Annotated in this window: 22 protein-coding genes and 2 tRNA genes; 9 read left to right on the top strand and 15 right to left on the bottom strand. The window is 62.3% G+C overall.

Features of this window, described 5'->3' with window-relative positions:
- Window positions 1-8 precede the first annotated feature (8 nt).
- The 3 genes from NKH83_RS17400 to NKH83_RS17390 all read right to left on the bottom strand — a co-directional run bounded on the left by NKH83_RS17400 (window position 9) and on the right by NKH83_RS17390 (window position 3,853).
- Window positions 9-926 (bottom strand): carbohydrate ABC transporter permease, encoded by a 918-nt coding sequence (locus NKH83_RS17400; protein WP_352477320.1) that lies wholly within the window; start codon window positions 924-926, stop codon window positions 9-11.
- 13 nt (window positions 927-939) lie between these two features.
- The gene (locus NKH83_RS17395; protein ID WP_352806192.1) at window positions 940-2,061 is read right to left on the bottom strand and encodes a carbohydrate ABC transporter permease; all 1,122 of its coding nucleotides are present in this window, start codon (window positions 2,059-2,061) and stop codon (window positions 940-942) included.
- A gap of 127 nt (window positions 2,062-2,188) precedes the next feature.
- Window positions 2,189-3,853, bottom strand: a complete 1,665-nt coding sequence (locus tag NKH83_RS17390) for an ABC transporter substrate-binding protein (protein WP_352477321.1) — start codon at window positions 3,851-3,853, stop codon at window positions 2,189-2,191.
- Between the two features lie 293 nt (window positions 3,854-4,146).
- Here NKH83_RS17390 and NKH83_RS17385 point away from each other — a divergent pair, with 293 nt between their 5' ends.
- Genes NKH83_RS17385 through rbsK form a run of 3 tightly spaced genes read left to right on the top strand, consistent with a single transcriptional unit; the run spans window position 4,147 to window position 6,636 of the window.
- Window positions 4,147-5,205 carry an ABC transporter ATP-binding protein gene (locus NKH83_RS17385; protein ID WP_352477322.1) on the top strand — a complete coding sequence of 353 codons (1,059 nt, stop codon included), beginning with the start codon at window positions 4,147-4,149 and terminating at the stop codon, window positions 5,203-5,205.
- A 32-nt stretch (window positions 5,206-5,237) separates the two neighbouring features.
- A complete protein-coding gene (locus NKH83_RS17380) occupies window positions 5,238-5,690 on the top strand; it encodes an RbsD/FucU family protein (RefSeq protein WP_352477323.1) in 453 nt (150 codons plus the stop codon).
- A 4-nt stretch (window positions 5,691-5,694) separates the two neighbouring features.
- Window positions 5,695-6,636, top strand: a complete 942-nt coding sequence (gene rbsK / locus NKH83_RS17375) for a ribokinase (RefSeq protein WP_352477324.1) — start codon at window positions 5,695-5,697, stop codon at window positions 6,634-6,636.
- 213 nt (window positions 6,637-6,849) lie between these two features.
- Here rbsK and NKH83_RS17370 read toward each other — a convergent pair.
- Window positions 6,850-6,926, bottom strand: a tRNA-Asp gene (locus tag NKH83_RS17370).
- Between the two features lie 217 nt (window positions 6,927-7,143).
- Here NKH83_RS17370 and NKH83_RS17365 point away from each other — a divergent pair.
- Window positions 7,144-7,219: transfer RNA gene (locus NKH83_RS17365), tRNA-Val, on the top strand.
- A gap of 739 nt (window positions 7,220-7,958) precedes the next feature.
- Window positions 7,959-8,285 (top strand): hypothetical protein, encoded by a 327-nt coding sequence (locus tag NKH83_RS17360; RefSeq protein WP_254817609.1) that lies wholly within the window; start codon window positions 7,959-7,961, stop codon window positions 8,283-8,285.
- A 201-nt stretch (window positions 8,286-8,486) separates the two neighbouring features.
- On the opposite strand, the gene NKH83_RS17355 is transcribed toward NKH83_RS17360, so the two are convergent.
- From NKH83_RS17355 to NKH83_RS17320, 8 genes are all read right to left on the bottom strand, one after another.
- Complete coding sequence (locus NKH83_RS17355) at window positions 8,487-9,143, bottom strand: GNAT family N-acetyltransferase (protein ID WP_352805997.1); 657 nt, start codon at window positions 9,141-9,143, stop codon at window positions 8,487-8,489.
- Window positions 9,140-9,910, bottom strand: a complete 771-nt coding sequence (locus NKH83_RS17350) for an SDR family oxidoreductase (RefSeq protein WP_352477327.1) — start codon at window positions 9,908-9,910, stop codon at window positions 9,140-9,142. Before NKH83_RS17350 ends, NKH83_RS17355 begins: the two co-directional genes overlap by 4 nt.
- Window positions 9,907-10,902 carry an ABC transporter permease gene (locus NKH83_RS17345; RefSeq protein WP_352477328.1) on the bottom strand — a complete coding sequence of 332 codons (996 nt, stop codon included), beginning with the start codon at window positions 10,900-10,902 and terminating at the stop codon, window positions 9,907-9,909. Before NKH83_RS17345 ends, NKH83_RS17350 begins: the two co-directional genes overlap by 4 nt.
- A 162-nt stretch (window positions 10,903-11,064) precedes the next feature.
- Complete coding sequence (locus NKH83_RS17340) at window positions 11,065-12,105, bottom strand: sugar ABC transporter substrate-binding protein (protein WP_352477329.1); 1,041 nt, start codon at window positions 12,103-12,105, stop codon at window positions 11,065-11,067.
- Window positions 12,106-12,144: 39 nt separating this feature from the next.
- On the bottom strand, window positions 12,145-12,909 hold the full coding sequence (locus NKH83_RS17335; RefSeq protein WP_352477330.1) for an ATP-binding cassette domain-containing protein: 765 nt from the start codon (window positions 12,907-12,909) through the stop codon (window positions 12,145-12,147).
- A complete protein-coding gene (locus NKH83_RS17330; RefSeq protein ID WP_352477331.1) occupies window positions 12,906-14,072 on the bottom strand; it encodes an ROK family transcriptional regulator in 1,167 nt (388 codons plus the stop codon). The genes NKH83_RS17335 and NKH83_RS17330 overlap by 4 nt, the downstream gene beginning before the upstream one ends.
- Before the next feature lie 134 nt (window positions 14,073-14,206).
- Window positions 14,207-15,499 (bottom strand): M23 family metallopeptidase, encoded by a 1,293-nt coding sequence (locus NKH83_RS17325; RefSeq protein WP_352477332.1) that lies wholly within the window; start codon window positions 15,497-15,499, stop codon window positions 14,207-14,209.
- A 138-nt stretch (window positions 15,500-15,637) separates the two neighbouring features.
- Window positions 15,638-16,105, bottom strand: coding sequence for a peroxiredoxin (locus tag NKH83_RS17320; protein WP_352477333.1), 468 nt, complete (start codon window positions 16,103-16,105; stop codon window positions 15,638-15,640).
- A 96-nt stretch (window positions 16,106-16,201) separates the two neighbouring features.
- On the opposite strand from NKH83_RS17320, the gene NKH83_RS17315 reads away from it, so the two are divergent.
- Complete coding sequence (locus tag NKH83_RS17315) at window positions 16,202-19,576, top strand: hypothetical protein (RefSeq protein WP_352805988.1); 3,375 nt, start codon at window positions 16,202-16,204, stop codon at window positions 19,574-19,576.
- Window positions 19,577-19,838: 262 nt separating this feature from the next.
- Here NKH83_RS17315 and NKH83_RS17310 read toward each other — a convergent pair whose 3' ends face one another.
- Window positions 19,839-20,702 (bottom strand): LysR family transcriptional regulator, encoded by an 864-nt coding sequence (locus NKH83_RS17310; protein ID WP_352477335.1) that lies wholly within the window; start codon window positions 20,700-20,702, stop codon window positions 19,839-19,841.
- Between the two features lie 98 nt (window positions 20,703-20,800).
- Here NKH83_RS17310 and NKH83_RS17305 point away from each other — a divergent pair, with 98 nt between their 5' ends.
- Window positions 20,801-21,463 carry an FMN-dependent NADH-azoreductase gene (locus NKH83_RS17305; protein WP_352477336.1) on the top strand — a complete coding sequence of 221 codons (663 nt, stop codon included), beginning with the start codon at window positions 20,801-20,803 and terminating at the stop codon, window positions 21,461-21,463.
- A gap of 477 nt (window positions 21,464-21,940) precedes the next feature.
- Here NKH83_RS17305 and tyrS read toward each other — a convergent pair whose 3' ends face one another.
- Window positions 21,941-23,194 carry a tyrosine--tRNA ligase gene (gene tyrS, locus NKH83_RS17300; RefSeq protein WP_352477337.1) on the bottom strand — a complete coding sequence of 418 codons (1,254 nt, stop codon included), beginning with the start codon at window positions 23,192-23,194 and terminating at the stop codon, window positions 21,941-21,943.
- A gap of 287 nt (window positions 23,195-23,481) precedes the next feature.
- Here tyrS and NKH83_RS17295 point away from each other — a divergent pair, with 287 nt between their 5' ends.
- Window positions 23,482-24,210 carry a glycosyltransferase family 2 protein gene (locus NKH83_RS17295; RefSeq protein ID WP_352477338.1) on the top strand — a complete coding sequence of 243 codons (729 nt, stop codon included), beginning with the start codon at window positions 23,482-23,484 and terminating at the stop codon, window positions 24,208-24,210.
- Window positions 24,203-24,535 (top strand): lipid-A-disaccharide synthase N-terminal domain-containing protein, encoded by a 333-nt coding sequence (locus NKH83_RS17290; protein WP_023674681.1) that lies wholly within the window; start codon window positions 24,203-24,205, stop codon window positions 24,533-24,535. The genes NKH83_RS17295 and NKH83_RS17290 overlap by 8 nt, the downstream gene beginning before the upstream one ends.
- 37 nt (window positions 24,536-24,572) lie before the next feature.
- On the opposite strand, the gene NKH83_RS17285 is transcribed toward NKH83_RS17290, so the two are convergent.
- Window positions 24,573-25,223, bottom strand: coding sequence for an FMN-binding negative transcriptional regulator (locus NKH83_RS17285; protein ID WP_352805983.1), 651 nt, complete (start codon window positions 25,221-25,223; stop codon window positions 24,573-24,575).
- Window position 25,224 lies beyond the last annotated feature (1 nt).

Genomic DNA, 25,224 nt, shown 5'->3' with positions numbered 1-25,224 from the left:
TGGCGCACTTATTTCACCGCGCCCGCCGTCATGCCCATGATCAGGTAACGCTCGAGCGCGATGCCGATAACGGCGAGCGGTGTGATGGCCGCGGTGGCGAGCGCTGCCATCGACCACCAATTGATGCCTTGTGAGCCGGTCTGGCTCGCCACCATGACAGGGATGGTTTTGGCGTCGGTCGAGGTCAGAAGCGCGGCGAAGAAATACTCGTTCCAGCACAGCACCATCGCCAGGATGAAAGCGGCTACCATGCCCGGCAGGGCGATCGGCATGACGATGCGCAAGAAAGCGCCCCAAATCGACAGGCCGTCGACGAGTGCTGCTTCCTCCAGTTCTACGGGAATGGAATTGAACTGGTCGCGCATGATCCAGATGACGATCGGCAGCACCATCAGCGTATAGAGCAGGATCAGCCCGACGCGTGTGTCGAGCAGGCCGACTTCCCGGTAGAGCACGAGAAAGGGCAAGGCCAGTACCACCGGCGGCAGGATCAGCTGCGACAGGAAGAAGAAGGAGATGTCCTCGTTCCTGAACCAGGCGAACTTGTAACGATAGCGGGTCAGCCCGTAGGCGGCGAGGCTGCCAATGACGATCGCCAGGCTCGAGGCGCCGACCGAAGTGATGACCGAATTCATGAAGCGCTTGATAAATTCGTCGCGAACCGTCGACGTCCGAAAGATCGAGTCTGGAGAGAGGCCTAGTGACCGCCAGCCTTTCCAGTCGGGCTGGAAGTCGACGAACGGAATCAGATGGCCCTGGGTGACGTCGACCGCGGTCTTGAACGAAGTGGTTATCGTCCAATAGATCGGGAACAGACAGATGAAGGCCCAGAAGATGAGCGCGCCGTAGATGAAGACGCGGTGGGCGACGAAGCTCGCCGGCGAACGAATTTCGGAAGCTGCATAGTCCGTGGTCTGAACGCTCATCTTGCCGGCCCGATCAGTTGACGTTGCGCACGAAGCGGCTGGCGAATTTCAGCAGCCAGGTCACGAACACAATGATGATGATCAAATAGGCCATCGCCAGCATCGTGCCGTAGCCGACATTCGATCGATCGCGATATTCGCGGTAGATGAAGCTCGACACTGAATCGGTCGCGCCGCCCGGGCCGCCGGAGGTGACGGTGATGATGATATCGGCGAGCTTCAGCTTGAAGATAATGCGCAGGATGACTGCCGTCACCGACACCGGCAGCATCAGCGGGAAGGTGACCTGCCAGAAGGTCTGCCATGGGGTGGCGCCATCGACACGCGCCGCCTCGAGCACTTCGCGCGACATCGCCTGCAGGCCGGCGAGCAGCATGATCATCATGAACGGGATGAAGGTCCAGGCGTCGAGCACCATGATCGAGATGCGGGCGGTGATCGGGTTGGAGAAGAAGGCCGGGTTTTCCCAGCCGAGATGGCGCGCCAGCGTCGCGGCCGGCCCGAAGCGGTATTCCATCAGCGACTTGCCGATCATCCACGACACCGCGACCGGCGACAGCATCAGGGGCATGAGAAAGACGACGCGGAAGAATTTTCGTGCCCTAATCTGCGCGTTGAGCAGCAGCGCCAGGCCGAAGGCGATGACATATTCGACCAACACCGCCAGCACGTAGAGCACCATGTTGAACAGCGCGTTGCGATAATAGGCGTCGTTCAGCATCTGCCAGAAATTGTCGAGCCCGTTGAACTGCCGTCCGCTGAAGGAACTGAGGTTCCAGTCGGTCAGCGCGATGTAGAAGCCGAACAATGTCGGGAAGATTACCATGGCAATGGTGAACAGCAGCGCCGGCAGCAGGAACAGCGCGCGCTGGCCGTCCTCGCCGCGCGTCAGCACCTGGCCGATGCCGAGTGCGACACCCCACAGCACATAGGCGTAGACCACCGGCCGCCAGTTCTCGAACCCGACGGTGTCGACCTCGCTCTTGTAGAGGATTTGCAGCGTAATCACCGCCAGAAGGCCGAGCGTCGCAGCAACCATCAGCGCCCAGCCAAGCCTTTTGCGGCTCCGCGATATCAGGTCGGATGGCACGGCGCCTGCCGGCCATTCACTTGTCGACAAAGTCTGGTCAGCCAGGGTCCGGTCAGCCACGCGTCTTGCCTGTTCACAGGAGGCTCGATGACCGGCCGAGCCGGTCGAGGCCAAGTCGGTCAAGGGGAGGTCCGGCGGCTGTGCGCCGCCGAACCAGGTTCACGATCTCAGCCTACACGCCGAGCGAGGCCTTGTAGAGCTTGATCTGGTTGTCACGGCCGATCTGGTCGGTCAGCTTCTCCCAGGCGGCTGCGATGGCGTCGGCGCCTTCCTGCGCCTTCATCTTGCCGGCAAAAGTGTTGGCCAAAATGTCCTCGGCGGCGCTGTAGTACTGGAAGATGCCGGGGATGCGTGGCTCGATCGCGGCGTTGGGATGGTTGTAGCTGTCGGCTTCCGACTTCAGATACGAGGTGATGAACGCCTCGTCGTAGCCCGCCGCCACCCATTCCGGAATGTTGAAATGCGAGTTGCGATAGGGCTGGAAACCCGACGGATAGGCCGCGCACCAGAGCGACAGGTCCTTGCCGCCGAGATGGGCAGCGGCCGACCATGCCGCCTTCTTTTTCTTTTCGTCGCTGTCGACACGCTCCATGACATAAACGCCCCAGCCGAGATAGGCGCAGTTCGGCGCATGGTTCGGCCCGCTGGCCAGCTTGTCCCACTGGCCGGTCTTGGAGTTGTAGACATCGTCCGAGCCCGGCAGGATCGAGAAGCCGGTGACGTCGCCGACGACCGAGGAGTCGTTTGTCTTGACGTTCGAACCAACGTCGCCCCACCAGGTGACCATCGAACCGGTGCCTGCCAGGAATTGCTGGAAGGCGGTGGTGTTCGGGTCGGCGTTGATCTGGTCGGCAGGCTCGGATGGCAGCGCATCGATGACGTCTTGGATCGCCCGCACCCATGCCGGATTGTTGATGCGCGGCTTCATCGTGTCGGCGTCGAACAGCCAGGCCTTGTCGTCGGGATGCTTGGCATAGGCGCTGGCGCGGCTGCCGAGGAAGTAGAAGCCGAAGCCGCCCCAGGGCTTCGGCGCGTCGAGATAGCCAAAGACGTCCTGGCCCTTCACCTGCTTGCCCTTGAGGAACTTGGTCACCGCCTGCACCTGCTGCCAGGTCTTCGGCACGCCCCATTCGCCTTCACCTCCGCCGTCCTTCCAGGCCTTGGCGAGGTCGGCATCGGCGAACACGTCGGTGCGATAGTTGAAATTATGTGCATCGCCGTCGACGGTCACGCGGTACTGCTTGCCCTCCCAGGTGCCGACTGGCGGCTGCAGATAGGCCACGACGTCCTTCATGTCGATCTGGTCCTTGACCCAGTCCGGCATTTCGGAGGTGAGACCCTTGCCGCAGACGTCGCCTTCGAACGGTGCTCCCATCTCGATTATGTCGAAATCGACGGTGCCTGTCGCGATCGACTGCTGCAGGCGGGCGTTGTAGTCAGCCTGCGCCAGGTCGATCCAGTTGATCTTGGCGCCGGTATAGGTCTCCCACGGCTTCAGAAAGCCGCGAAACAGCACATTGTGCAGATTCTGGTTGTTGAGGCCCATGAAGGTGAGTTCGACGCCGGCGAATTCGCCTTCCTTGACATTGGCCTTGGTGGCTCCCAGGCAAAGCTCGCCGACCTGCTGGAAATCGGCATCGGTCGGCTGACCCTTGCCGACGCCCGGAATCTGCAGGATCTGCGCGCGCAGGTCATCCGCGGCCGCGGCCGGGCGCGTCAGGGCGCCAAGCCCGGCGCCAGACGCCGCGGCGAGGGCGGCCATGCTGGCCGCTCCCTTCAGCACGTCGCGGCGGGTGGCCCCGGCGCGGACAAGTTGGTTATAAAGGCTGACTTTCATCTCGTTCCTCCCAGAAGGTCAATCGTGAATTTGGTTCAGATGATGGAGCGCCGATTATGTTCCCCAACGACAGCGACTCCGTAAATAGCGGCCCGAATTCTCCCTCCCGCGACGCTTGGCATTCAGTACCGGACAAGCGTACCGGTGCGCCCGGAACAGGGTCATAAGCCGGACACTGTCACTATTCGCACAACGAAGTGCGGTGTCAACGTGAATGGGTTTTTTATCTATAAGAGACCGACTTGCCCTCGCCGTTTGCGTTGTTTAGCTTCACGGCAACCAAAGGGGGAATGATGGCTCAAGTCGCGATCCGCAATGTGGCCAAGGCGTTCGGAACCGTCAAGGTTCTGCACGATGTCAGCGTCGACATCGCCGATGGGCAGTTCGTGGTGCTGGTCGGGCCTTCCGGCTGCGGCAAATCCACGTTGTTGAGGATGGTAGCGGGGCTGGAGACAGTCTCCGGCGGCACCATCGCCATCGGCGAGCGCGTCGTCAACCATTTGCCGCCGGCCAAGCGCGACATTGCCATGGTGTTCCAGAACTACGCGCTCTATCCGCACAAGACGGTCGAGCAGAATATGGCCTTTGCTCTCAAGCTGCGCAAAACCGACCCGGCGGTGGTCACTGAGCGGGTCAAACGGGCCGCCGACATCCTCGACCTCAATCCCTACCTCAAGCGCTATCCGCGCCAACTCTCGGGCGGCCAGCGCCAGCGGGTCGCCATGGGCCGCGCCATCGTGCGCAACCCGCAGGTGTTCCTGTTCGACGAGCCGCTCTCCAATCTCGATGCCAAGCTGCGTGTCCAGATGCGCACGGAGATCAAGGAACTGCACCAACGACTGAAGACCACCACCATCTACGTCACCCACGACCAGATCGAGGCCATGACCATGGCCGACAAGATCGTGGTGATGCGCGACGGTCGCATCGAGCAGGTCGGCGCGCCGCTGGAGTTGTTCGACCGGCCCGCCAACCTGTTTGTCGCCGGCTTCATCGGCTCGCCCTCGATGAACCTGCTCAGGGGGGTCGTGCGCAAGGGCGACAAGCCCGTCGTCGAGATCGCCGGGACGCCGTTCCCGATTGCTGCCAAGAGTGCCGTGGAAGATGGCCGCAATGTCGTCTACGGCGTGCGGCCCGAGCATCTCGAAATCCATCCAGATGGTGTTCCGGCGAAGATTTCGGTGGTCGAGCCGACCGGTTCCGAGACTTTGGTGTTCCTGCGCTTCGGCGAGGGCGAGATGGTGGCGCTGTTCCGTGAGCGCCACGACTTCAAGCCGGGCGACACACTGCACCTGAAACCGCGGCTCGACCAGGTGCATCTCTTCGACGCAGAGACCGGCAAGCGTCTCTGATTTCGCCCCAGCAAAACTTCGCGAGGAATACCATGCTCAAAGGAATCAATCCCCTGCTCAATGCCGATGTGCTGCAGGCGCTGCGGGCGATGGGCCACGGCGACGATCTGATTATCGCCGACACCAATTTCCCGTCCGATTCGGTGGCGCGCCAGACCGTGCTTGGCCGGTTGCTGCGCATCGATGCGCCGGCGGCCGACGTGGTCAAGGCGGTGCTTTCGCTCTATCCGCTGGACACCTTCGTCGACGACGCGGCCGCGCGCATGGAGATCGTCGGCAAGCCGGACGACATTCCCGCCGTGCAGCAGGAAGTGCAAAAAGAGATCGATGCCGCCGAGGGCAAGGCCTGGCCGATGATCTCGGTCGAGCGCTACGCCTTCTACGAACGCGCCAAGAAGGCCTATTGCGTCATCCAGACCGGCGAGCGCCGCTTCTATGGCTGTTTTGCCTTCCGCAAGGGCGTCGTGCCACCGGATGCGGAGTAGGGGCATGCCGGCGAAACCGATCGTCATGAAGCCGGTTGTCATATTGGGCGTCTTCGTCGCCGACACGGCCTACCGCGCCGCCCGCCAGCCGCGGATGGGCGAGACGATCCTGGGCACGTCCTTCACGCTCGGCCCCGGCGGCAAGGGCTCGAACCAGGCGGTGGCAGCCGGCCGGCTCGGCGCCGATGTCACCTTCCTTACCCGCCTCGGGGTCGACCCCTTTGCCGATATGGCGAGACAGACCTGGTCGCAGGCCGGCGTGAAGAGCGCCGTCATCGACACGCCGGAAAGCTACACCGGTGCCGCCTATATCTTCATCGAGGAGACGAGCGGCAACAACGCGATCATCGTCAGCCCCGGTGCGGCGATGCTGATCTCGCCCGCCGATATCGAGGCAAATGCCGGCCTGATCCGCGCGGCCGGCGTCTTCGTCACCCAGCTTGAGCAGCCGATCGAGGCGGCGATGCGGGCGCTGGAGATCGCGCGCGGGGCAGGGGTGACCACCATTCTCAACCCGGCGCCGGCGGCCAAGCTTCCGGACCGCATCTATACACTTTGCGACTATGTGACGCCGAACGAGACTGAGGCCGAGGAACTGACCGGCATCAAGGTATCCTCCATCGACGATGCCCGCCGTGCCGCCGACAGCCTGCTCGAGAAGGGCGTGGGCGCTGTCGTCGTGACGCTCGGCGAAAAGGGCGCGCTGCTGCACACGGCCGACCGTTCCGAGCATGTCGCTGCGGTCGCCGCCGGCCCGGTCATCGAGACCACCGGCGCGGGCGACGCCTTCAATGGCGGCCTGGCCGCAGCGCTGTCGAGCGGGATCGAACCCCTGCAGGCGGTGCGCTTCGCTTGCGCCGTCGCAGGCATTTCGGTGACGCGCCCGGGCACCGCGCCGTCCATGCCGACGCTGCAGGAAGTCGAGGCACTGCTCGCCAAGGGGTGAAGCCCGAGCGGGAGCGAATGGGTTAGACCCGGCTCTTGTCCGAGAAGCTATTGTCTTCTGGCTTGACCACAACAGGCGGGCAGGTCGATGGATGAGGATCAATGCCAGAATTCGAAAGGAATGGACCTGGACTGGGTCACGAAAGAAGATGATTTTTGACAAATCAACGTCGACATTTCTCCGACATCAAGGGCACGTGGCCCTAAGGAGAAATGGCGCGAGTGACGGGGCTCGAACCCGCGACCTCCGGCGTGACAGGCCGGCACTCTAACCAACTGAGCTACACCCGCGCATAGACGAGCACGTGTCAGCCGTGTTCGTCGTTGGGGCGGTGGATAAGGGGTAAGCCACCGGGTGTCAAGCGGACCCGGACAGCATAACAGCAAACAGGAGAAGGTTTTTTGACAAGCCGAACTTTGTTGCCGAAACCGGCTCCCGGCCAAGCCACTGGCCGTTCATTTGGCCTTGCGAAGCCGGTCCTAACTGCTTAAAGGTCCGGCCCGGAGCGGGCGATTAGCTCAGTTGGTAGAGCGCTTCGTTTACACCGAAGATGTCGGCGGTTCGAGCCCGTCATCGCCCACCACTTTCCATCGACGTGTTCATTCAGGCATTGTCTTTTTGCAATGTCCGGTTCACACGCCTGCACTGTCAGAAATCGTCCAACTGGCGGTTGGTAGACGCAACTATCTGGCATCCCTTATCATTTCTGCTTGATCGCCCCGCCGCATCGGAAAGACGCGGCGGGCTTCTTCGTTGCCAGGCACTGGTCTTCGCGATAATGTCGGCGTGGTTTGGAGGTCGGAGCGTGAAAGAATTCCCTCGGAAGCCCGACAATAACCAAGTAGCACGTGCTCGTCAGGCCACTGAACACGGAACCGCGCTGATTGAAGAGCTTCGCTACACGATCGCCCTATCGCGTCGGCTGATCGAGGCGTCACATTCGCTGGTGAAGAGGTCGCAGAGCCAGGGCAGGCCTCTCGAGAGTGATGGTATCGAGATTGGCTAACAGGCACGTGGTCTGTCGACGCTAAGGTCCCCCCGTAGTGCAGATGGACCCTTCGATACTGAGTTGTCCCGGCAAACAAACCAGCGATCGACGCAACTAGTGGTTTCGTGGTTGTTGCGGTATCTCCGCTGCCAAACGCTTCACAGTCCGGGGTGGGCGCATAAACAGTAGGACTTTGGTCTGATCGAACTTGTCTTTCCCATGGGACCTAAGTCTGATCTGCTGGCTCCTTGGGTGGCAAACGATTGCCGAAAGTTAAAGCTTACAGTAATTTAAGGGAGCACAAAAGAAAGCTAAAATCTTACTGCACATGGGCATGGGTGGGCGCGAAAATATTCCTGGATGGCTTGCGAGTCATCTTCCGGATGATGCGGTGATCGCAGGAGATCTCGCCGATAAGATATCTAAGGAGGCTGAAGGAAACCGGCTTCCGGGCGAACGGGTTGTGGAGACAACCCGTAGCGCAGAAGACACCTTCAAGAAGGAAAAAGGCGAACCGTATCGCCGCGCCACGATTGCGGGAATCTTGGCCAGCGGCTCATTCCTCGCGCTGTTGGTGTTAGCGATCTATCTGCTTTATGTGTTCTCGATCGTGGCCGGGGAAACGGTTGCGAATGTTCCCCTGCCGCCCACAGTGAACTAGTAGCCGCTCCGCCAACACTCGAATTAGCCCCGCACTGTGTTGATGCTGGTGACTTTCGTGTCTGCGGTGGAGCACGCGAGGAAGGTTTCGTTCCCGCGGCAAAGGTGTTCACACGGGGCAACTGGCTGCTGCAGAACGGCAGCATTGTACTTCCATCGGCCTCCCGGTTCTTTGCAACTTGGGCGATTGGCTTGTCGCAGATCAGCCTGCAATCGCCGGAGCGTGAGCAATCAGTTTCGCCACATAAACACAACGCTTCGATGAATCAGCGTCCTGCACCACCTCAAATCCAATCGCCTTATAGAACTTCAGCGCAGCATCCTTCTCCGGCATGACTTCGAGGTGAATGCCGGTCGAGCCGCTCGCGGCAAGGCGCTGCTCGAGGAACGCCATCGCGCGCCTGCCGATGCCTTTCCCGCGCGCTTGCGGCAACAGGTCGATATGGCCGTGCGACGGATAGGCGGTCAGCGCAGGCGGGACAGCGAAATCGGGATGATGGACCCGGTGCCGCGCCCAGTCGCTGCCACGCCAGCGCGAGCTGTCGGGTCCCGGGTCTGCCACGCGCCGCTGTAGGTCCGGGTACCAGTCTGATGCCAGGCTGGCATTGAAAGCGGCTGTTTCGGCTGCGCCAAGCAGATAGCCGGCCGCACCTGTCGGGCTATCGATAATAAAGGCCAGATCGGGTTCGAGGGCCTGGTAGGGAATGGTGTAGAGCAGGCCGAGCAGGTCCGGGTCGTCCTGTCGGCCGCTGGCGTCCTTGCCAGCATCGCCGGTCTTGAGACAGATCATCGCAAGTGCCGGATGATCGGCGGCGGTCGCCCGGCGCAGGAAGAAACCGCCGCCGAAATCGAGGATCATGGCGGTAGCAGCCGGAAATCCTTGCCCTCGGGCAAAAGCTGCCCGCCGTCGACGATGATGGTCGTGCCGGTGATGTAGCCGGCGTCATCCGAGGCCAGGAACAGGAAGGCATTGGCCACATCGCGTGGGCTGCCGAGACGGCCGAGCGGGATGGCGTCTTCCATGTTCTTGATGAAGGCCGCACCGCGATGCTGCTCTATGCCTTCGGTGAGGATGTTGCCGGGCTCGACGCCGTTCACGGTGATGCCGTACCCCGAGAATTCGAGAGCCGCCGAACGGATGAGGCCGTTGATACCGGCCTTGGTCGCCGAATAGTGGCCATGACCGGGGCTGGTGACGTGCGGGCCGGTGATGGAGGAGGTGAACAGCATGCGGCCAAAATGCTGTGCCTTCATCGGCACCAGCACCGCGCGTGCGGCGATGAAGCTGCCACGCAAGTTCACCGCCATGACCCGGTCCCAATCGTCGGGACTCGTGTTTTCCAGCAATTGCCAAGGATAGATTCCGGCATTCTGCACCATGATGTCGAGGCGGCCGTGACGGTCGAGCGCCAGTGCAACAGCAGCCTCGGCATCGGCCATCTGCGAGATGTCGGTGCGAATGAAGGCGGCGCCAAGCTCGTCCGCAGTCGCTTGCCCGGCCTCAACCTCGGTATCGGCCAGGACCAGCTTCGCGCCCTCCTCGGCAAAGCGCTGTGCGATCGCCTTGCCGATCCCGCGTGCGCTTCCGACGATCAGCGCGACCTTATCTTCCAGACGGCCGGTCATGCCAGCCTCTGGCGAATGGTCTGCTTGAATGCGTCGAGCAGCACGGCGGCGAGCACCAGCAGGCCGTGGATCACCTGGGTGAAGTTGGCCGGCAGGCCCATCAAATTGATCGCCGTGTTGATGGCCGAGAGCAGCAGCACGCCGGCATAGACGCCGGGCAAGGTGCCGACGCCGCCCTTCAGGCTGACGCCGCCGATGACGACCGCGGCGAAGGCATTGAACAACAGGCCGACGCCGAGATTGGCGGTTGCGCCGGAGGTGCGGATTACCAGCAGCCAGCCAGCAAGACCGGCAATGGCGCCGGCGAGAACGAAGGCTATGACCAGGTTGCGGTTGACGCGGATGCCGGCGCGAAAGGTCGCAGTCTCGTTGCCGCCGATCATGACCAGGTGCCGGCCGAAGGGCGTCTTGGCCATGATCAGCGAGAAGACGATGAAACAGGCGATGGCGATCCAGGCGGTCAGCGGCAGGCCGCCCAGGCGCTGGATGGCGAACCAGCGGATTGCCGGCGCAAGGTCCTGTGCCGACCGGCCGCCGGAAATGACCAGCACCAGGCCGCGCACCCAGATGTAGGAGGCCAGCGTGATGATGAAGGCACTCATCTTCACCTTGACCACCAGGTAGCCGTTGATGACGCCGATGAGGCCGCCGACGGCAAGGGCGATGAGCAGCGAAACCGGAACCATCAGCCATTGCGGCTGCAACTGGATGCCAAGGCCGATGCCCGACGAGCAGAACAGAATGCCGACCGCCATGGCGCTGAGCGCCGCCACCGATTCGACAGACAGGTCCATATGGCCGGCGATGATGACCAGCGCCAAGCCGATCGACATGACGCCGAGCACGCTCGACGCCTCGATGATGTTCGCGAAAATGCCGAGCTGAAAATAGTTCGGGATAAGGATGGAAAAGACCACCAGCACGAAGACCAGCATGAACCAGACGAGATTGTCGAGGATGAACTCGAGGGTTTGGCGCGTGCGGGGGTTCATCTCAGGATCCGGTTGGCGCCGACCCCGAAAAACCACCCGGTTTTCGGACTATCAGGCGCGGTTGAAAATTGCTGCAGCATTCCCGTGCGCGTCCATTCGAACGCACCGGAGCTGCAGGGCAGGGCTCCGGGCCGGCATGGCCCGGAGCTTCTGGTGAGTTCGCTATTCGACCGGCTTTATGGTTTCGGTCGGCGGCTTCATGTTGCCCCAGAAGGCCGGGTTATCGACGTTTTCCTTGGTGATCGCAGCGCCGGGGATCTTGATGTTCGGCCCCCACGCTTCCTTGGTCAGGGTCGATTTCAGGCCAAGCACATCATATTCGCCTGGCTTGATCTCCTGCTTGCTGACCACCTTGTCCATGAACATCGCGACCGCCGCAGCCTGAGCGTAGAGCGGCTGCTCGACTTCGACATTGAGCCAGCCCTTGCGGATCAGGTCGAGGCCGACCGGAGCGCCGTTCGAGCTCATCAGCATGACGTCGCCCGCTTTCTTGCCGGCGGCCTCGAGCGAGGCGACGGCGGCGACCGAAAGATGCGCGGCGTGGCTGAAGATCAGGTCGATGTCGGGGTTGGCGAGCATCTGGTCGGCAACGATGGTGCCGGCGTTACTGGCCTCCCATTGCATGGCCGGCAGCGAGATGATCTTGACGTCCGGGAACGCCTTCATCTTCTCCTCGAAACCCTTCTGGATGTCGAGCGTGTAGGGGTCGCCCGGATCGCCGAGCACCTGCAGGATCTTGCCCTTCACCGAGCCGTTCTTCGCGGTCAGGAGCTTTTGCGCCTGATCGGCGGCGACGTAGCCGATCTCGACGGTTCCGGCCACCGAGGTGAAGTCGGACGGGGTCGAGGTTATCTGGCGGTCGAACTCGACGACCGGGATGCCGGCGGCACGGGCCGCCTCGACCGACGGCTTCAGCGCATTGAAATCGACGGCGGCAAGGATGATCGCCGCCGGCTTCAGCGCGATGACGTCGTTCATCTGCGATTGCTGCGCGTCGGTCTTGTTGTCGGCGTTCAGCGTCTTCATCTCGTAACCGACCTGCTTCAGGAACAGTTCCAGCGCGCTCACCGAGCCGGTCTGGAACTCATCGAGCAATGTCGGCACCATGTAGTAGACGGTGCCCTTCGACTGAGCGAATGCCGGCGTGAGCGTGGCAAAGGCCAGTGCCAGGATACCGAAGACGGAAAGAAGTATTTTCTTCATGTCGTTCGCTCCTCTTGCGCCGGACCCCTCATTTGTCCCTCAGTTCGCCGGTCCGGCACCGGCGAGCGTCTCTCCGGTGATCATGTTGATCACCGCGTCGGGACTTGTTTTGTTGCGTGCGACATCGCCAGCCACGACACCTTGCCGGATCACCACGATCCGATCGGCGACCTGGAAGGCCTGTTGCATGATATGGGTGATGATGACGACGCCGATGCCCTGGCTCGCCACCTGGCGGATCATGTCAAGGCCGCGCCGCGTCTGCTCGACGCCGAGCGCCGCGAACGGCTCGTCGAGAAGCACCAGCTTGCCGCCAAAATGCACGAACCGATTGAGCTCGATGGCCTGCCGCTGGCCGCCGGAAAGATGCTCGACATTGGTGCGAAGCGAGGGAATGCGAGTGCCGGCGCTGGCCAGTGCCTTTTGTACCACCTGCTCCATCGCGCGCTCGTCGAGTACCGGAATGCCGAGAACCTTCCTGGTGATCTCGCGGCCCATGAAGAAATTGGCGACCACGTCGACGTTGGTGCAAAGCGACAGGTCCTGGTAGACCGTCTCGATCCCAGCGGCCTTGGCCTCGGCGGGAGATTTGGCCAGGAATTCCTTGCCTTCGAACAGCATGCGGCCGGAGGTCGGCTCGAGGCCGCCGGCAATGATCTTGACCAGCGTCGATTTGCCGGCGCCGTTGTCGCCCAGAAGCGCCACCACTTCGCCCTTGCCGATCGAAAAGCTGATGCCTTTCAGCGCTTCGATGGCGCCGTAATTCTTGGCGACGTTGTCGAGCACCAGCAGCGGTTCACTCATGCCGCGATCCCCTTGTTATGCAAGAGATCCCGACCGCGTTCGCGTTCGGCGGTGAAGATCTGGCCGAAGCGCGGCGAAAGCACCCCCGAAACGGCAAGTGCGGCGGCGCCGCGCAACACCGCATGCTGGCCGCCGCGTGCGACGCTGACGCGGGGCGTCGTGCGATCGCTTCGCGCCGAGACCGAATTGGGCAGGTGCGCGGCCGCGCCGGCAAGCCTTTCGAGCAGGTCGGTGGACGCCAGCCCGCCGAGGATGATGGTTTCGGGGTCGAACAGGTTTTCGATGATGGTGACGGCGTTGCGGAAGATCGGCGCAATCTCGCTCACCCACGCGGCGTCGGCGATTTTGCGGCGCCGCAGCGCCTCGAGCGAGAGATACCGTTCGAGGCAGCCGCGATTGCCGCACGGGCACGGCTCGCCGCCCGGCACAGCGGGAATGTGGCCGATCTCGCCGGCATTTCCCCAGGCGCCGCGCAATGCGGCCCCATCATGCACCATGACGCCGCCGAGGCCGACACCGAAATAGAGATAGTAATATTCGGAATACGCCGTCCCGAGGCCGTAGAGGCGCTCGCCGATAGCCGCCGCCGCCATGTCGGTTTCGAAAAAGGCCGGCAGCCCGGTTGAGGCGGCCAGCCGCTCGCGCAGCGCCACATCCTTCCAGCCGGTCATGGTGGTCGGCCCCACAAAGCTCATGGACTCCACGCCGAACGGTCCGGGCAGCGCCATGCCGATGCCGAGAACGCGGCCACCGGGCCGCAATGCCGTCAATTCGAGCACCATGGCGCCGATCAGCTCGAAAGCGTGGTCGGGCGTTGCATTTGGGGCTTCGCGGTAGGTGCTCTCGATAACATCGCCGCTTAGGTTGATCAGGGCGGCATTGATGCCCAGCGGGGTGACGTGGATACCGACGGCATAGCCGCCTTCCGGATTGATGCGCAGCGTCGCCGGTGGCAGGCCGCGCCCCTTGGGCTCTTCGCGGAGCGACAACACGTAACCGTGCTCTTCCAGCTCGCGAACGATAGTCGACACCGTCTGCACGGTGAGCCCGACGCGTCTTGCAATGTCGCCGCGGGCAATCGGTCCGTGAAGGCGGATGGATTCGAGCACGATACGCCGATTATATGGCCGCCCGAACTCCTGATTGGTTCCCCGCAGTGCCATGCCTTGTGCCCCCGAGAGAGGCTAGACTGGCACCGAAGATTTATTCAGTCAAATGGAATTCAAAAATAAAATTGACCAGCCCGTGCAGAGCGAATCTGGCGTCATGCCGAGCCCGAAGGGAGCAGCCCGGCTCCCTAGAGGTACCGCTCGACCTTCTTGCCGATGGTCAGAAACCGTAGCGGATCGATTGCCTCGCCGTTGTGGCGGACCTCGTAATGCAGATGCGGGCCGGTTGAGCGGCCGCTGTTGCCGGTCTTGCCGATGATGTCTCCGGTATCGAGCTTCTGTCCGACGGCGACGTCGATTTCGCTGAGATGCCCGTAACGCGTCACAAAACCGTTGCCGTGGTCGACCTCAATCATGCGGCCGTAGCCGCCGTTCCAGCCGGCCTTGACGACCACGCCGGCTGCCGTGACCTTGGCCGGCATACCGACCGGCGCCCTGAAATCCATGCCGGAATGCAAGGCGGCCGTTCCGAGGATGGGATCGGTGCGCACGCCGAACGGGCTGGTGACGCTATGGCCGGGCGCGGGGTTGGCGAGCGGCAGCCGCCGCGCTTCCTTTTTAAGATGATCCAGCGCGTCAAGAGCCTCGTCCAACTCCTTGACCTTGCTGTCGAAGACCAACGAGCTGTCGAGTGGTATCAGCGGGCCGCCGACGTCGCTCTTTTCGAATTCGCTGTCGACGGGCAGGCCTGCGGCCTCGAGCGCCTGCGAGATCGCGTCGGCGCTCTTGTAGGCATTGTCGGCAAGTGTGGCGATGCGGGTAAGCTGCTGGCTCTCGATGGCCTTCAGCGAGTTGTTGATCGAGACGAAGAGCTTGTCTGCCCGGTCGGCCGCGCTTTCGCTCGGCAGCGGATCGGCGCGGGTCGACCACAGTGAGAACGGCCTGGTGTCGTCAACGCCCACAGGAGCGGCAAGGGGGGCAGCAAGGCTGGCGACGGAATAGGCCATCGGCTGGATGCTGCCTGTCGCGTCGGCATGTTCGTCCGGCTTTGCCGTCGGCACGGGCGGCGTTGCGACCTGGTTTTCGGCTCGTTCGAGGATCGGGCCGAGGCGGCCGTGACGCAGGCTGAGCTGGCTCTGTCGTTCCAGCAGCTCGCTGACCTTGGTTTCCATCAGCTGCTGATCGAGTAGCTGGCGGCTGGTGATGCGGTCGACCTGGCTGCGCAGTGCGGAGATGCGGTCTTCGTAGGCCTGCTGCATGCGCGCCTGCCGCGCCGTCGTGGCGCCGATCAGGTCGTCGCGCAGCACCAGATAAGACGTCGCCAGCAGGTAGCCAATGACGATCGCCGCCAGCGCCGAGCCGCAAAATGCCGCAAGCCACGGGCGTATGGTGAAATGCCTTATCTGGTCGCCCCGGGCGATGATGACCGTGTGGGGCTCTTTGCGTCTGCCGAAGACCGCTGACTGACTGGCTACGTTCACGGGACCAAGCTTTCGTTACGACACCAACGACGAGCCTGATTACACATTATTAGGGTTAACAAAGTTTTGCCGGATCGAACGACAGGCAAAGGTCTTCGCGCAAAACGGGTATCGAATTGCGGCGGCCTGGCGCAGATATCAAAGAGCGCGAACCGCGTTCAGCACCTCTTCGGCGTGCCCCTTGACGCGGACGTTGCGCCAGATCCTGGCGATGCGCCCGTCGCGGCCGATCAGGAACGTCGCCCGCTCGACGCCCATATAGGTGCGGCCGTAGAGCTTCTTTTCCACCCACAAATAGTAAGCCTCGATCACTTTGCGCTCTTCGTCGGCAACAAGATCGACGCTCAGATCGTACTTCGCCTTGAATTTGTCGTGTTTCTTGGCGCTGTCCGGCGAGAGCCCGATGACGACAGCACCGGCCTTTTCGAACTCTGGCTTCAACTGCGAAAAGCCGATCGCCTCGTTGGTGCAGCTTGTGGTGTCGTCCTGTGGGTAGAAATAGAGTACGATGGGTTTTCCCAGCAATGCGGCGAGGCTGAGTGAACCGCCGCCGTCGCGCGGAAGATCGAATTGCGGCGCAACATCGCCCACGTCGAGGTCAGCCATACCGATGCCCTTGTTTGAAGTTACGCGCCAGGCTGCACCGATATAATGTCGAGCGGGGATTCGTCCACGATCGAATTCGTTTCAACGGAAGATTGCGTGGATCAGGAGCTACCGCAGCACGAGAAGATCAGGTTCAGGCGTGACGAGATCACCGACCTGGGAACCTTTCCGTCCGCGTGCCGCGTCCCGCCGCTCGGCCAGGCGTCGATCGGTCGCGGCGTCCGTTTGATGGCGCGGCTGTTTGCCGGCCTCGTCGCCCTTGTGCTGCTGGTTGCCGCCGGCGTCTACGCGATCGGCGTGTCCGGCTTCGGCTCGGAGCGGCTTCGCGCGGAAGCCGAAACGGCAATCGAGAAGTTGGCAGGCTTCGATGTCGACGTTGCCGTCGGGCCGGCCCGGCTGACGCTTGACGGGTCGAGCTTCATTGCGCTGCAGGTCAGCGACGTCAGCCTCAAGACCGCCGACGGAAAACCGATGGCCGACGCCGGCCGGGTCCGCTTTGGCATCCGGCTGATCCCGTTGCTTTCGGGCGAGGTGCGGCTGACCAGCGCCCGGATTTCCGACGCGCACATCGTCATGGCGGCAATGCCGTCCGGCGGTGACTGGACGGCGGAGCTGCGCAACCAGGACGGCCTCATCGATCCGGAAAAACTTTCCGCCGCCGTCTTCGCCAACCTCAACCGTGCGCTCGATGCGGTGCGCGAGGATTCGATGCGCCAGATCGATCTGCGCAACGTCGAGCTGGCACTGCCCGAGGCCGGATCGGTCGAGTCGGTCACCATCGCCGACGCCTCAGTCTCGCAATCGGGACCGGGAAGCATGGAGTTTTCATCCGACGCGGATGTCGACGGCAGGGCGCTCACCATCGCCGCTTCCGCCACCCGCGATCCGGCGACGCGACGCATCACCACGCTGGACGCCAGCATCCAGGCAGCGGACGCCGACACTGCGGCAGGTGGCAAATTGGGTGCGATCGCCTTGAAGCTGGCGGGGTCGGAAGGAACCGGCGACAACGGTTCGCGGCTGACCGCTGCCCTGTCGCTGACCGGATCGGTGCTCGATCTCGGTTCGCGCGGCCTGCTTCCGGCCGATATCGATCTCGATGCGACGCTCGTCGCCGGGTCGAACAAGATCCAGGTCGACAGTTTGCTGCTGAAAACCGGCCGCTCGACCTTCGATTTCGCCGGTTCGATCGGGCCGAAGCCGGCTACCGGCACAGCCGGCGAGGAGCCATCCTATCGTTACGACCTCACCAGCGACGGTTCGACCCTGGCGCCTTCGGATTCGCCGGAGCCGGCGCTCAGCTTCATCGCCCGTATTGCCGGCGTCTACCAGCCGACGAGCCAAAAGCTGATCGCCGAGCAGATCGGCGTCCGGTCCGGACCCGGCAGCGAAGTGCTGGGCACGGCTTCGGTTTCATTCGTCGCCAACCAGGCGCCGGGCATATCGGTGGCGCTCAATGTCCACGACATGCCGGTCTCGCACGTCAAGCAATTATGGCCGTGGTTTTCGGCGCGCAATGCCAGGCTGTGGGTGCTTAAGAACCTGTTCGGCGGCCGCGTCGCCAATGGCAGCCTGCAATTCCAGGTCGTGCCCGGACGGCTCGGCAACGGCGTGCCGCTTTCCGCCGATGAAGTGTTCGGCCGTTTCCAGGTCGAAGGATCGCGCTTCGATACGGCCGGCCGCATTCCGCCGATCCGCGATGCCGTCGGCGTTGTCGGCTTCCACGGCAACGACGTCGACGTCGCGCTGTCCTCGGGCAGCGTCTATATGCCGAGCGGCCGCACCGTGGCGGCAAGCAACGGCACGCTTACCGTCAAGGCGGCGAACCATCCGCCGGTGATCGGCGCGCTCGACATCGATGTCGCCGGCGAGGCGCCGGCAATCGCCGAACTGGCATCGTTTGACCCGATCAACGCCATGCGCCATGTCGGCCTGCTGCCGGACGACCTGTCCGGCACGGTGACCGGCCACGTCAAGGCTGATATTCCGCTGCAGTCCGGTGTCGACTCGTCCAAACTCGATTGGCTGGTGGCGCTCGACTACAAGGACCTGTCGCTGGGCAAGCCGTTCGAGGGCCAGACGGTCAGCCGAGCCGACGGCTCGATCACGGTCGCGCCCGACCGGGCGGTGATCTCGGCCAAGGCACTGCTCAACGGGATTCCGGCCGAGCTCGACCTGATTGAGCCGCTGCGGGATGGCGGCCCGCCGCGCAGTCGTAAAGTAGCGCTGGTGCTCGACGACAAGACGCGCGCCAGCGCCATGCCTGGCCTGTCGACGCTGCTTTCCGGAACCATCAAGGTGGCGATCGACAAGAGCGGCGCCGGCAACCAGAACGTGTCGGCCGACCTGACCAATGCCAGGCTGGACATTCCCTGGGCCGGCTGGAGCAAGGGCCCCGGCATTCCCGCCAAGGTCGTCTTCGCCATGGCGAAGACCGGCGACACCACGACGCTGTCCAATTTCGAACTCGACGGCAAGACCTTCTCCATCGACGGCAGCGCCGTGCTGGTTAACGGCACCTTGTCCTCGGCCCGCTTCAGCAAGGTCACGTTGAACAGGGGCGACGACGTCGCCGTCTCGGTGAAGCGGTCGGGCAAGGCCTATGCGGTCGAGGTCAGCGGCAGCGCGTTGGACGCACGCTCGCTGATCAAGCAATTCACGTCCGATGTCGATACCGCCACCAAGACCACCGGCGTCGATGCGATCTCGGTCAGCGCCGACGTCAGCTCCCTGACCGGCTTCCACGACGAGGTGCTGTCGAATTTGAAGCTCGACTACAGCGCCGCCGGCTCCAGAGTGAACGGGCTCAAGGTGAGCGCCACCGCAAGTTCGGGAGCCGCGATCACCGTGAGCAACACGACCGGCGGCGGCCTGCGAACGCTCAACATGAAGTCGGCCGACGCCGGCGCCATACTGCGCTTCCTCAACATCTACGAGCACATGGAAGGCGGCTCGATCACGCTGGCGCTCACCGGGGCTGCCGACGGGCCGATGAAAGGCCAGGTCGACGCCAGGAATTTCGTTGTCGTCAATGAGCCGAAGCTCGCCTCGATCGTGTCGACGACGCCGGCTGGCGACAGCCGCAGCCTCAACGAGGCGGTCAAAGGCAATCTCGACACGTCGAGGGTGAAATTCGAGCGCGGCTTCAGCGAGATCGACAAGGGCAGTGGCTATCTGAAGCTGCGCAACGGCGTGCTGCGCGGCTCGCGCATCGGCACCACCTTCCAGGGCACGCTCTACGACCAGAACAACAACATGGATATGACCGGCACGTTCATGCCGGCGTACGGCGTAAACCGCATCTTCGGCGAACTGCCGCTGATCGGTGCGCTGCTCGGCAACGGCCGCGACCGCGGCCTGATCGGCGTCACCTACAGGCTCAAGGGCAACGCCAACAAGCCTAACCTGGAGGTCAATCCGCTATCGGTGATAGCGCCCGGGATTTTCAGGTCGATCTTCGAGTATCGGTGAGGTCAAAACCCAATTACCTCGAGCGACCGAGTTTTGATCTCAACCGGCCGCTCGTCCGCCCGCGAATTCACGCCCATGATCCAAAGGCGACTGACGTCAGCCCGGGCTTAAATGGCCGCTTTGCGCCGCAATCTCGGCCATTGAGGTGACTGTTACCATTGCCTGACAGCAGACATAGTTAGTGACCATGATGGAGGTCGCGGTTGCGCCATTTCTGGACATTCGGAACTAGCCATAAAGCAGACGTCGGTGCGAGTTCAGATCACTCCTCGCCAGCGTGCCTTCGAGGAACGGCATTCATGATGGCCTCCGCCAGTTCTTCGAGGACGGAGGTATCGCCGTTCGATGCGGCAAATAGCCTGAACTCCGCTTCTGGTAACTCTGGCAGACCGTGGCTTTCGGGTACCCTGACCAGGCCGTTTCTCAGCTGACTGGCGATCATCGGCGCTACAGCAAAGCCTGAGATGGCAGCCGCCCTCAGGCTGGAGTTGCTTGCGCAGATCATCACCGTGCGCTGGCTGATCCCGGCCTTGGCAAGCCGTTCAAGAGCAACTTCCCTGTAGGGGCAAGGTTCCGGCAACACAGCCAACGGCAGCGGGTCCGGAAGATTCACGCCGGTACGATCCGCCCATGCCCAGACAAGAGGCTCGCGCCACAGGAGGCGCCCCATCTCCTCACCCTCACATTGTGATCCGAGCACCAGTTCGATGTTGCCCTCCTTCATCTTCGAGAGGAGCGCACTCGGAATCCCGACTTGCACCTCGACCTGCAATCCGGGGCGATCAGCGCCGAATGCCTGCAAGGCGCGAAGGATGGGGACCTGTGCGAAGTCTTCCGAGAGGCCGACGCGAACTCTGCCGTGAAAGGGTGCCTGCGCCAGATCGGCCAAAGCATCCCGGTTAAGGGCGAGCATCGCCCGGGCATAGGCGAGCAGGCGCTCGCCATCGGGTGTCATCTCCAGCGAGCGCGTCGTCCTGTTGAGTAAGGGCTTTCCGACCTGCTCCTCGAGACGGCGCAGGTGCCCACTGACGGCCGACTGCGTAAGGTTCAGTCGCGCTCCTGCCCGACTGAAGCCGCCTTCGTCGGACACGGCGACGAACGTCCTGAGCAGGACCAATTCCAACATATATTGTGATCCATGATGAATATCGTCGATAATCTCAATTTCTATATCGAATTGAAATATGACGCAATGTGGTTCATCACAATGAGCAAGGGTGGTCCATGACCAAGCTACTGCATATCGTTTCCTCGCCCCGCAAAGAGCGTTCCGCCTCGCGTGAGGTCGCCGACGCCTTTGTTCAAACCTATCGTGCTCGGCGACCCGACTTGGAGATTTCAACGCTCAGCCTATGGGATGTCGACCTCCCCGAATTCGGTGAGGACGCGATGTTGGCCAAATATGCGGGGCTCAGCGGCGCGCCGCTTACCCCTTCTCAACAGCAGGCATGGGCCACATTGCAAGAGTTGGCGCAACAACTGCACTGGGCGGATATTGTCCTGCTGTCGACGCCTCTCTGGAATTTCAGCATTCCCTACAAGCTCAAGCACTTCATCGACCTGGTATCGCAGAAGGACATCCTTTTCTCGTTCGATCCTGAACGCGGGTTCGGAGGACTGCTCCGGGATAAGATCGCAGTGGTCGTCTACGCGCGAGGTCTCGACTATGCAGCGCAATCTATCACTCCGGCGCAGCGCTTCGATTTTCAAAAACCTTATATAGAAGCGTGGTTGCGCTTCATCGGTATCGAAGATGTCCGCAGTCTAATTATCCAGAAGACCCTCTTTGGACCCGATATTGATCATGCGGCTCGCCAGGATGCGCGAGAGGCCGCGTCACGGCTGGCGGAAGACCTCCTGTCACGCACAACAGAGGCGATTGCATGATTATGAAGCGCTTGCTGCGGACAAGCGCGTTGATAACCCGTTCTGACCCCAGCTTGCACGTGCATCCCCGTCCACCCGGCATAACAACTTTGGAGAACGGACGTCCGCAACGTCGCCTAAGCCGGGGCAGGCGCACCGATTCTACCTACGTCCGCTTTCAGGCAATGGATCAGTCCCGGCAAGGACCGTTTTGGATCAGATCAGGAGGCTGCTCGCGCGGAACTTAATGTCAGCTTGTATAAATCTCGCTTCTACGAGCAGGCGGTCCGCTTCCGGCCCCGAACAAGACGTTCATCGAAGCGCCGCAGAACGTCCGCAATTTGCGCTACCTGCTCCTTCCGATCGATGAGACGAATGGCATCTCGGCCATTCTCGGGAGCTAGCTGATTAACCTCGGCCGTGATTCCGAACCTAAGGTCCAGCGCCGCAAGATGAAACCGGTTTCGGAAAAGATCTAACAGGAAGGGCGGGCCCTGGTCAGACCGGCCGCACCAGAACGTGCTTCTTCTTGCCGAGGGACAGCTTTGCGACGTTTTCCGGCCCCAGATCCTGCAGCGTCACCATCCTGCGATCGTCTGACACGGGCTGATCGTTAAGGCGCATGGCGCCGCCCTGGATATGCCGCCGTGCCTCGCCGTTGGACGCAGCCAGCCCGGCGGTGACGAACAGCGACAATATGCCGACGCCGGCTTCAAGATCGGCCCTGCCCACCTCGACTGTTGGCAGTGTTTCGGCGAGCGCCCCTTCTTCGAACGTCTTGCGCGCCGTTTCGCTGGCCTCCTCTGCCGCCTCGCGGCCATGTCGCATGGCGGTGATTTCGGTGGCGAGGATCTTCTTGGCTTCGTTGATCTCCGAGCCGCCGAGCCGTTCGAGGCGCGCGACCTCGGCGAGCGGTAAGGTCGTGTAGAGCTTGAGGAAACGGCCGACATCGGCATCCTCGGTGTTGCGCCAATATTGCCAGAACGCGTACGGGCTCAACATCTCCGCATCGAGCCAGACCGCGCCCGAGGCGGACTTGCCCATCTTGGCGCCAGAGGAGGTGGTGAGCAGCGGCGTCGTCAGCGCATAGAGCTGCGCGCCTTCCATGCGATGGCCGAGATCGATACCGTTGACGATGTTGCCCCACTGGTCGGAGCCGCCCATCTGCAGCCGGCAACCGAGGCGCTTGTAGAGCTCGACGAAGTCGTAGGCCTGCAGGATCATGTAGTTGAATTCGAGGAACGACAGCGACTGCTCGCGATCCAGCCGGAGCTTGACCGAATCGAAGGCCAGCATGCGGTTGACCGAAAAATGCCGGCCGACATCGCGCAGGAAATTGACGTAGTTGATATCCATCAGCCAGTCGGCATTGTTGATCATGACGGCGTCGTTCGGGCCGCTGCCGAATTTGAGATAGGGCGTGAAGTTGCGGCGGATGCCGGCGAGATTGTTCTCGATATCCTGCGGCGTCAAAAGCTTGCGCGCCTCGTCCTTGAACGACGGATCGCCAATCATCGAGGTGCCGCCGCCCATCAGCGCGATCGGCCGGTGGCCGGTCTGCTGCAGCCAGTAAAGCATCATGATCTGGATCAGCGACCCGGCATGCAGGCTCCTCGCGGTGGCGTCGAAGCCGATATAGGCGCTCACCGTTTCCGTGGCGAAAAGCTGGTCGAGGCCGGCATCGTCCGAGGTCTGGTGGATGAAACCACGCTCGCTCATGGTGCGCAGGAAATCGGATTTGAAGGCGGACATTTTCTTTCCCGAAAAGCTTCCGGCCGAACGCGGCACGGTATGCGTGAAGGCCGGCGTTTAGCACTCAAGCGCAATCAGCAAAAGTGGAATCCGGTTTTGCGTCCGATCGCGCTTTGGATGGCTTTGCGCGATCAGCAAAAGTGGAATCAGGATTTGCGTCCGCGCGGATAGCGTGGGGCCTGCTTGCGTCGTTGTTTCGGCTGGCGTAATGAGGCGCCGCGCCAGCAGGGCTTTTCCTCTGGACCGCGCGGCATCGATCGAATGCCATATCCTGTGACAGAGTCGAGATGCCGGAGATATCCATCGTCATTCCTTGCCGGAACGAGGCGGCGAACCTGCCGCTTCTGCTCGACGAGATCGGCACTGCCATGGCCGGGCGGGACTTCGAGGTCATCGTCGTCGACGATGGCTCGACAGACGACACGCCTTCGGTGCTTGCCGCAGAGGCAGCGCTTCGCCGGTTTCCGCTGCGCCATCTCAGGCATGAAAAATCCGCCGGACAGTCGCTCTCGGTGCGCTCAGGCGCCTGGGCGGCGCGTGGCGATATCGTCGCCACCATTGACGGCGACGGTCAGAACGACCCCGGTTACATTCCGGTGTTGATCGACGCGCTGCGGCAGGCTGGTCCCGAAGTCGGGGCCGCGCAGGGACAGCGTCTGAAGCGCCGCGACAGCAAGATCAAGCAACTGGCGTCGCGTTTTGCCAACGGGCTGAGAAAAGCCATCCTGCACGACGAGACGCGGGATACCGGCTGCGGCCTTAAGGCGATTCACACCGACATTTTGCGGAAATTGCCCTTCTTCGACGGCACCCATCGCTTTGTTCCAGCGCTGGTCATCCAGGAGGGCTACCGCGTCGTCCATTGCGATGTCGTCGACCGCTCCCGCCGTCACGGCAAATCGAATTACGGCATCTTCGATCGCGGCCTTCAGGGCGTGCTCGATCTTGCCGGCGTCTGGTGGCTGCGCCGCAGGCGCCGCAGAATGCCCAAAGTAGAGGAAATCAGGCATGGGTAACGTGCTTCAGGAATTGGCGACCTGGCTTCACGATGTTTTCGTCAAGCAATTCGATGCCTGGGTGCTGCTCGGCTTCGTCGCCCAGTTCTTCTTCACCATGCGCTTTCTGGTGCAGTGGGTGGCGTCGGAAAAAGCCAAGCGCAGCGTCGTGCCGATTGCCTTCTGGTTCTTTTCGCTGTTCGGCGGCGGCCTGCTGCTGATCTACGCCATCCAGCGTCAGGATCCGGTGTTCATCGCCGGCCAGGCCATGGGCCTGTTGATCTATATCCGCAATCTCTGGCTGATCGCCAACGAGCGCAAGGCGGCGATGACCAAGGTCGATTGAGCCCGCCACCGGCCTGAACCCGGTCGAGCAAGCAAGACTACTTGCCGTCCAGCCCGCCGTAGGACCTTACCAGCTGGACCATGTCGGCCGAGTTGGCGGTCTCGCTCTCGAGCCCCTCGGCGACACCGATGCGGTCGGCGGCCGGGCGGTTCTGGCTGACTTTCCACTTGCCGCTGATTTCGGTGATTTCGATTTCCAGGCCGACGATGCCCTTGATCTGTGACTGGATGAAGGGTGCCGGCGCGTCGGTCACCGCCCATGGCGCCGAGCGGCTGCCCTCCTGCGACATCGTCAGATCGGAAATCTGCCCGGCCAGCCAATCCTGGTCTTCGATCACCGTGACGATGCCGCGCACCTGGACGATGGCGTAGTTCCAGGTCGGTACCACCTTGCCGGTTTCACGCTTGGTCTCATACCAGGACGGCGTCACATAGGCATCGGCGCCCTGGAAGACGACCAGCACCGGCGCCAGGGGATTGTCGGCCAAAAGCCGCCATTGCGGATTGGCTTTCGCCAGATGGGCGCGCAGCCTGCCGTTCGGCGGCACATCCGGATCTAGAAGAAAGGGAATTGCGTTGGCGATTGGCCCCTCGGCGCCGTTCGAGACCAGCAGGCCAAGCGGATGCGACCGGATCAGCCCGTGCAGGACGTCCTGCCGGGTTTCCTGGAAGTGGGGCGGTTGGTACATC

The organism is Mesorhizobium sp. M0909 (genome assembly GCF_040319515.1).
Lineage (GTDB): Bacteria > Pseudomonadota > Alphaproteobacteria > Rhizobiales > Rhizobiaceae > Mesorhizobium.
The sequence above is the reverse complement of the archived record's forward strand: the minus strand, read 5'-3'. Positions and strand labels throughout refer to the sequence as shown.

Excerpts from the sequence above, each read along its gene's own strand:
- tyrS (WP_352477337.1), bottom strand. The coding sequence starts at position 23,194 with ATGTCCGCCTTCAAATCCGATTTCCTGCGCACCATGAGCGAGCGTGGT.
- NKH83_RS17305 (WP_352477336.1), top strand. The coding sequence starts at position 20,801 with ATGACCAAGCTACTGCATATCGTTTCCTCGCCCCGCAAAGAGCGTTCC.
- NKH83_RS17380 (WP_352477323.1), top strand. The coding sequence starts at position 5,238 with ATGCTCAAAGGAATCAATCCCCTGCTCAATGCCGATGTGCTGCAGGCG.
- NKH83_RS17385 (WP_352477322.1), top strand. The coding sequence starts at position 4,147 with ATGGCTCAAGTCGCGATCCGCAATGTGGCCAAGGCGTTCGGAACCGTC.
- NKH83_RS17310 (WP_352477335.1), bottom strand. The coding sequence starts at position 20,702 with ATGTTGGAATTGGTCCTGCTCAGGACGTTCGTCGCCGTGTCCGACGAA.
- NKH83_RS17400 (WP_352477320.1), bottom strand. The coding sequence starts at position 926 with ATGAGCGTTCAGACCACGGACTATGCAGCTTCCGAAATTCGTTCGCCG.
- NKH83_RS17350 (WP_352477327.1), bottom strand. The coding sequence starts at position 9,910 with ATGACCGGCCGTCTGGAAGATAAGGTCGCGCTGATCGTCGGAAGCGCA.
- NKH83_RS17285 (WP_352805983.1), bottom strand. The coding sequence starts at position 25,223 with ATGTACCAACCGCCCCACTTCCAGGAAACCCGGCAGGACGTCCTGCAC.
- NKH83_RS17290 (WP_023674681.1), top strand. The coding sequence starts at position 24,203 with ATGGGTAACGTGCTTCAGGAATTGGCGACCTGGCTTCACGATGTTTTC.
- NKH83_RS17295 (WP_352477338.1), top strand. The coding sequence starts at position 23,482 with ATGCCGGAGATATCCATCGTCATTCCTTGCCGGAACGAGGCGGCGAAC.
- NKH83_RS17345 (WP_352477328.1), bottom strand. The coding sequence starts at position 10,902 with ATGAACCCCCGCACGCGCCAAACCCTCGAGTTCATCCTCGACAATCTC.
- NKH83_RS17335 (WP_352477330.1), bottom strand. The coding sequence starts at position 12,909 with ATGAGTGAACCGCTGCTGGTGCTCGACAACGTCGCCAAGAATTACGGC.
- NKH83_RS17355 (WP_352805997.1), bottom strand. The coding sequence starts at position 9,143 with ATGATCCTCGATTTCGGCGGCGGTTTCTTCCTGCGCCGGGCGACCGCC.
- NKH83_RS17320 (WP_352477333.1), bottom strand. The coding sequence starts at position 16,105 with ATGGCTGACCTCGACGTGGGCGATGTTGCGCCGCAATTCGATCTTCCG.
- NKH83_RS17340 (WP_352477329.1), bottom strand. The coding sequence starts at position 12,105 with ATGAAGAAAATACTTCTTTCCGTCTTCGGTATCCTGGCACTGGCCTTT.
- NKH83_RS17360 (WP_254817609.1), top strand. The coding sequence starts at position 7,959 with ATGGGTGGGCGCGAAAATATTCCTGGATGGCTTGCGAGTCATCTTCCG.
- NKH83_RS17330 (WP_352477331.1), bottom strand. The coding sequence starts at position 14,072 with ATGGCACTGCGGGGAACCAATCAGGAGTTCGGGCGGCCATATAATCGG.
- NKH83_RS17390 (WP_352477321.1), bottom strand. The coding sequence starts at position 3,853 with ATGAAAGTCAGCCTTTATAACCAACTTGTCCGCGCCGGGGCCACCCGC.
- rbsK (WP_352477324.1), top strand. The coding sequence starts at position 5,695 with ATGCCGGCGAAACCGATCGTCATGAAGCCGGTTGTCATATTGGGCGTC.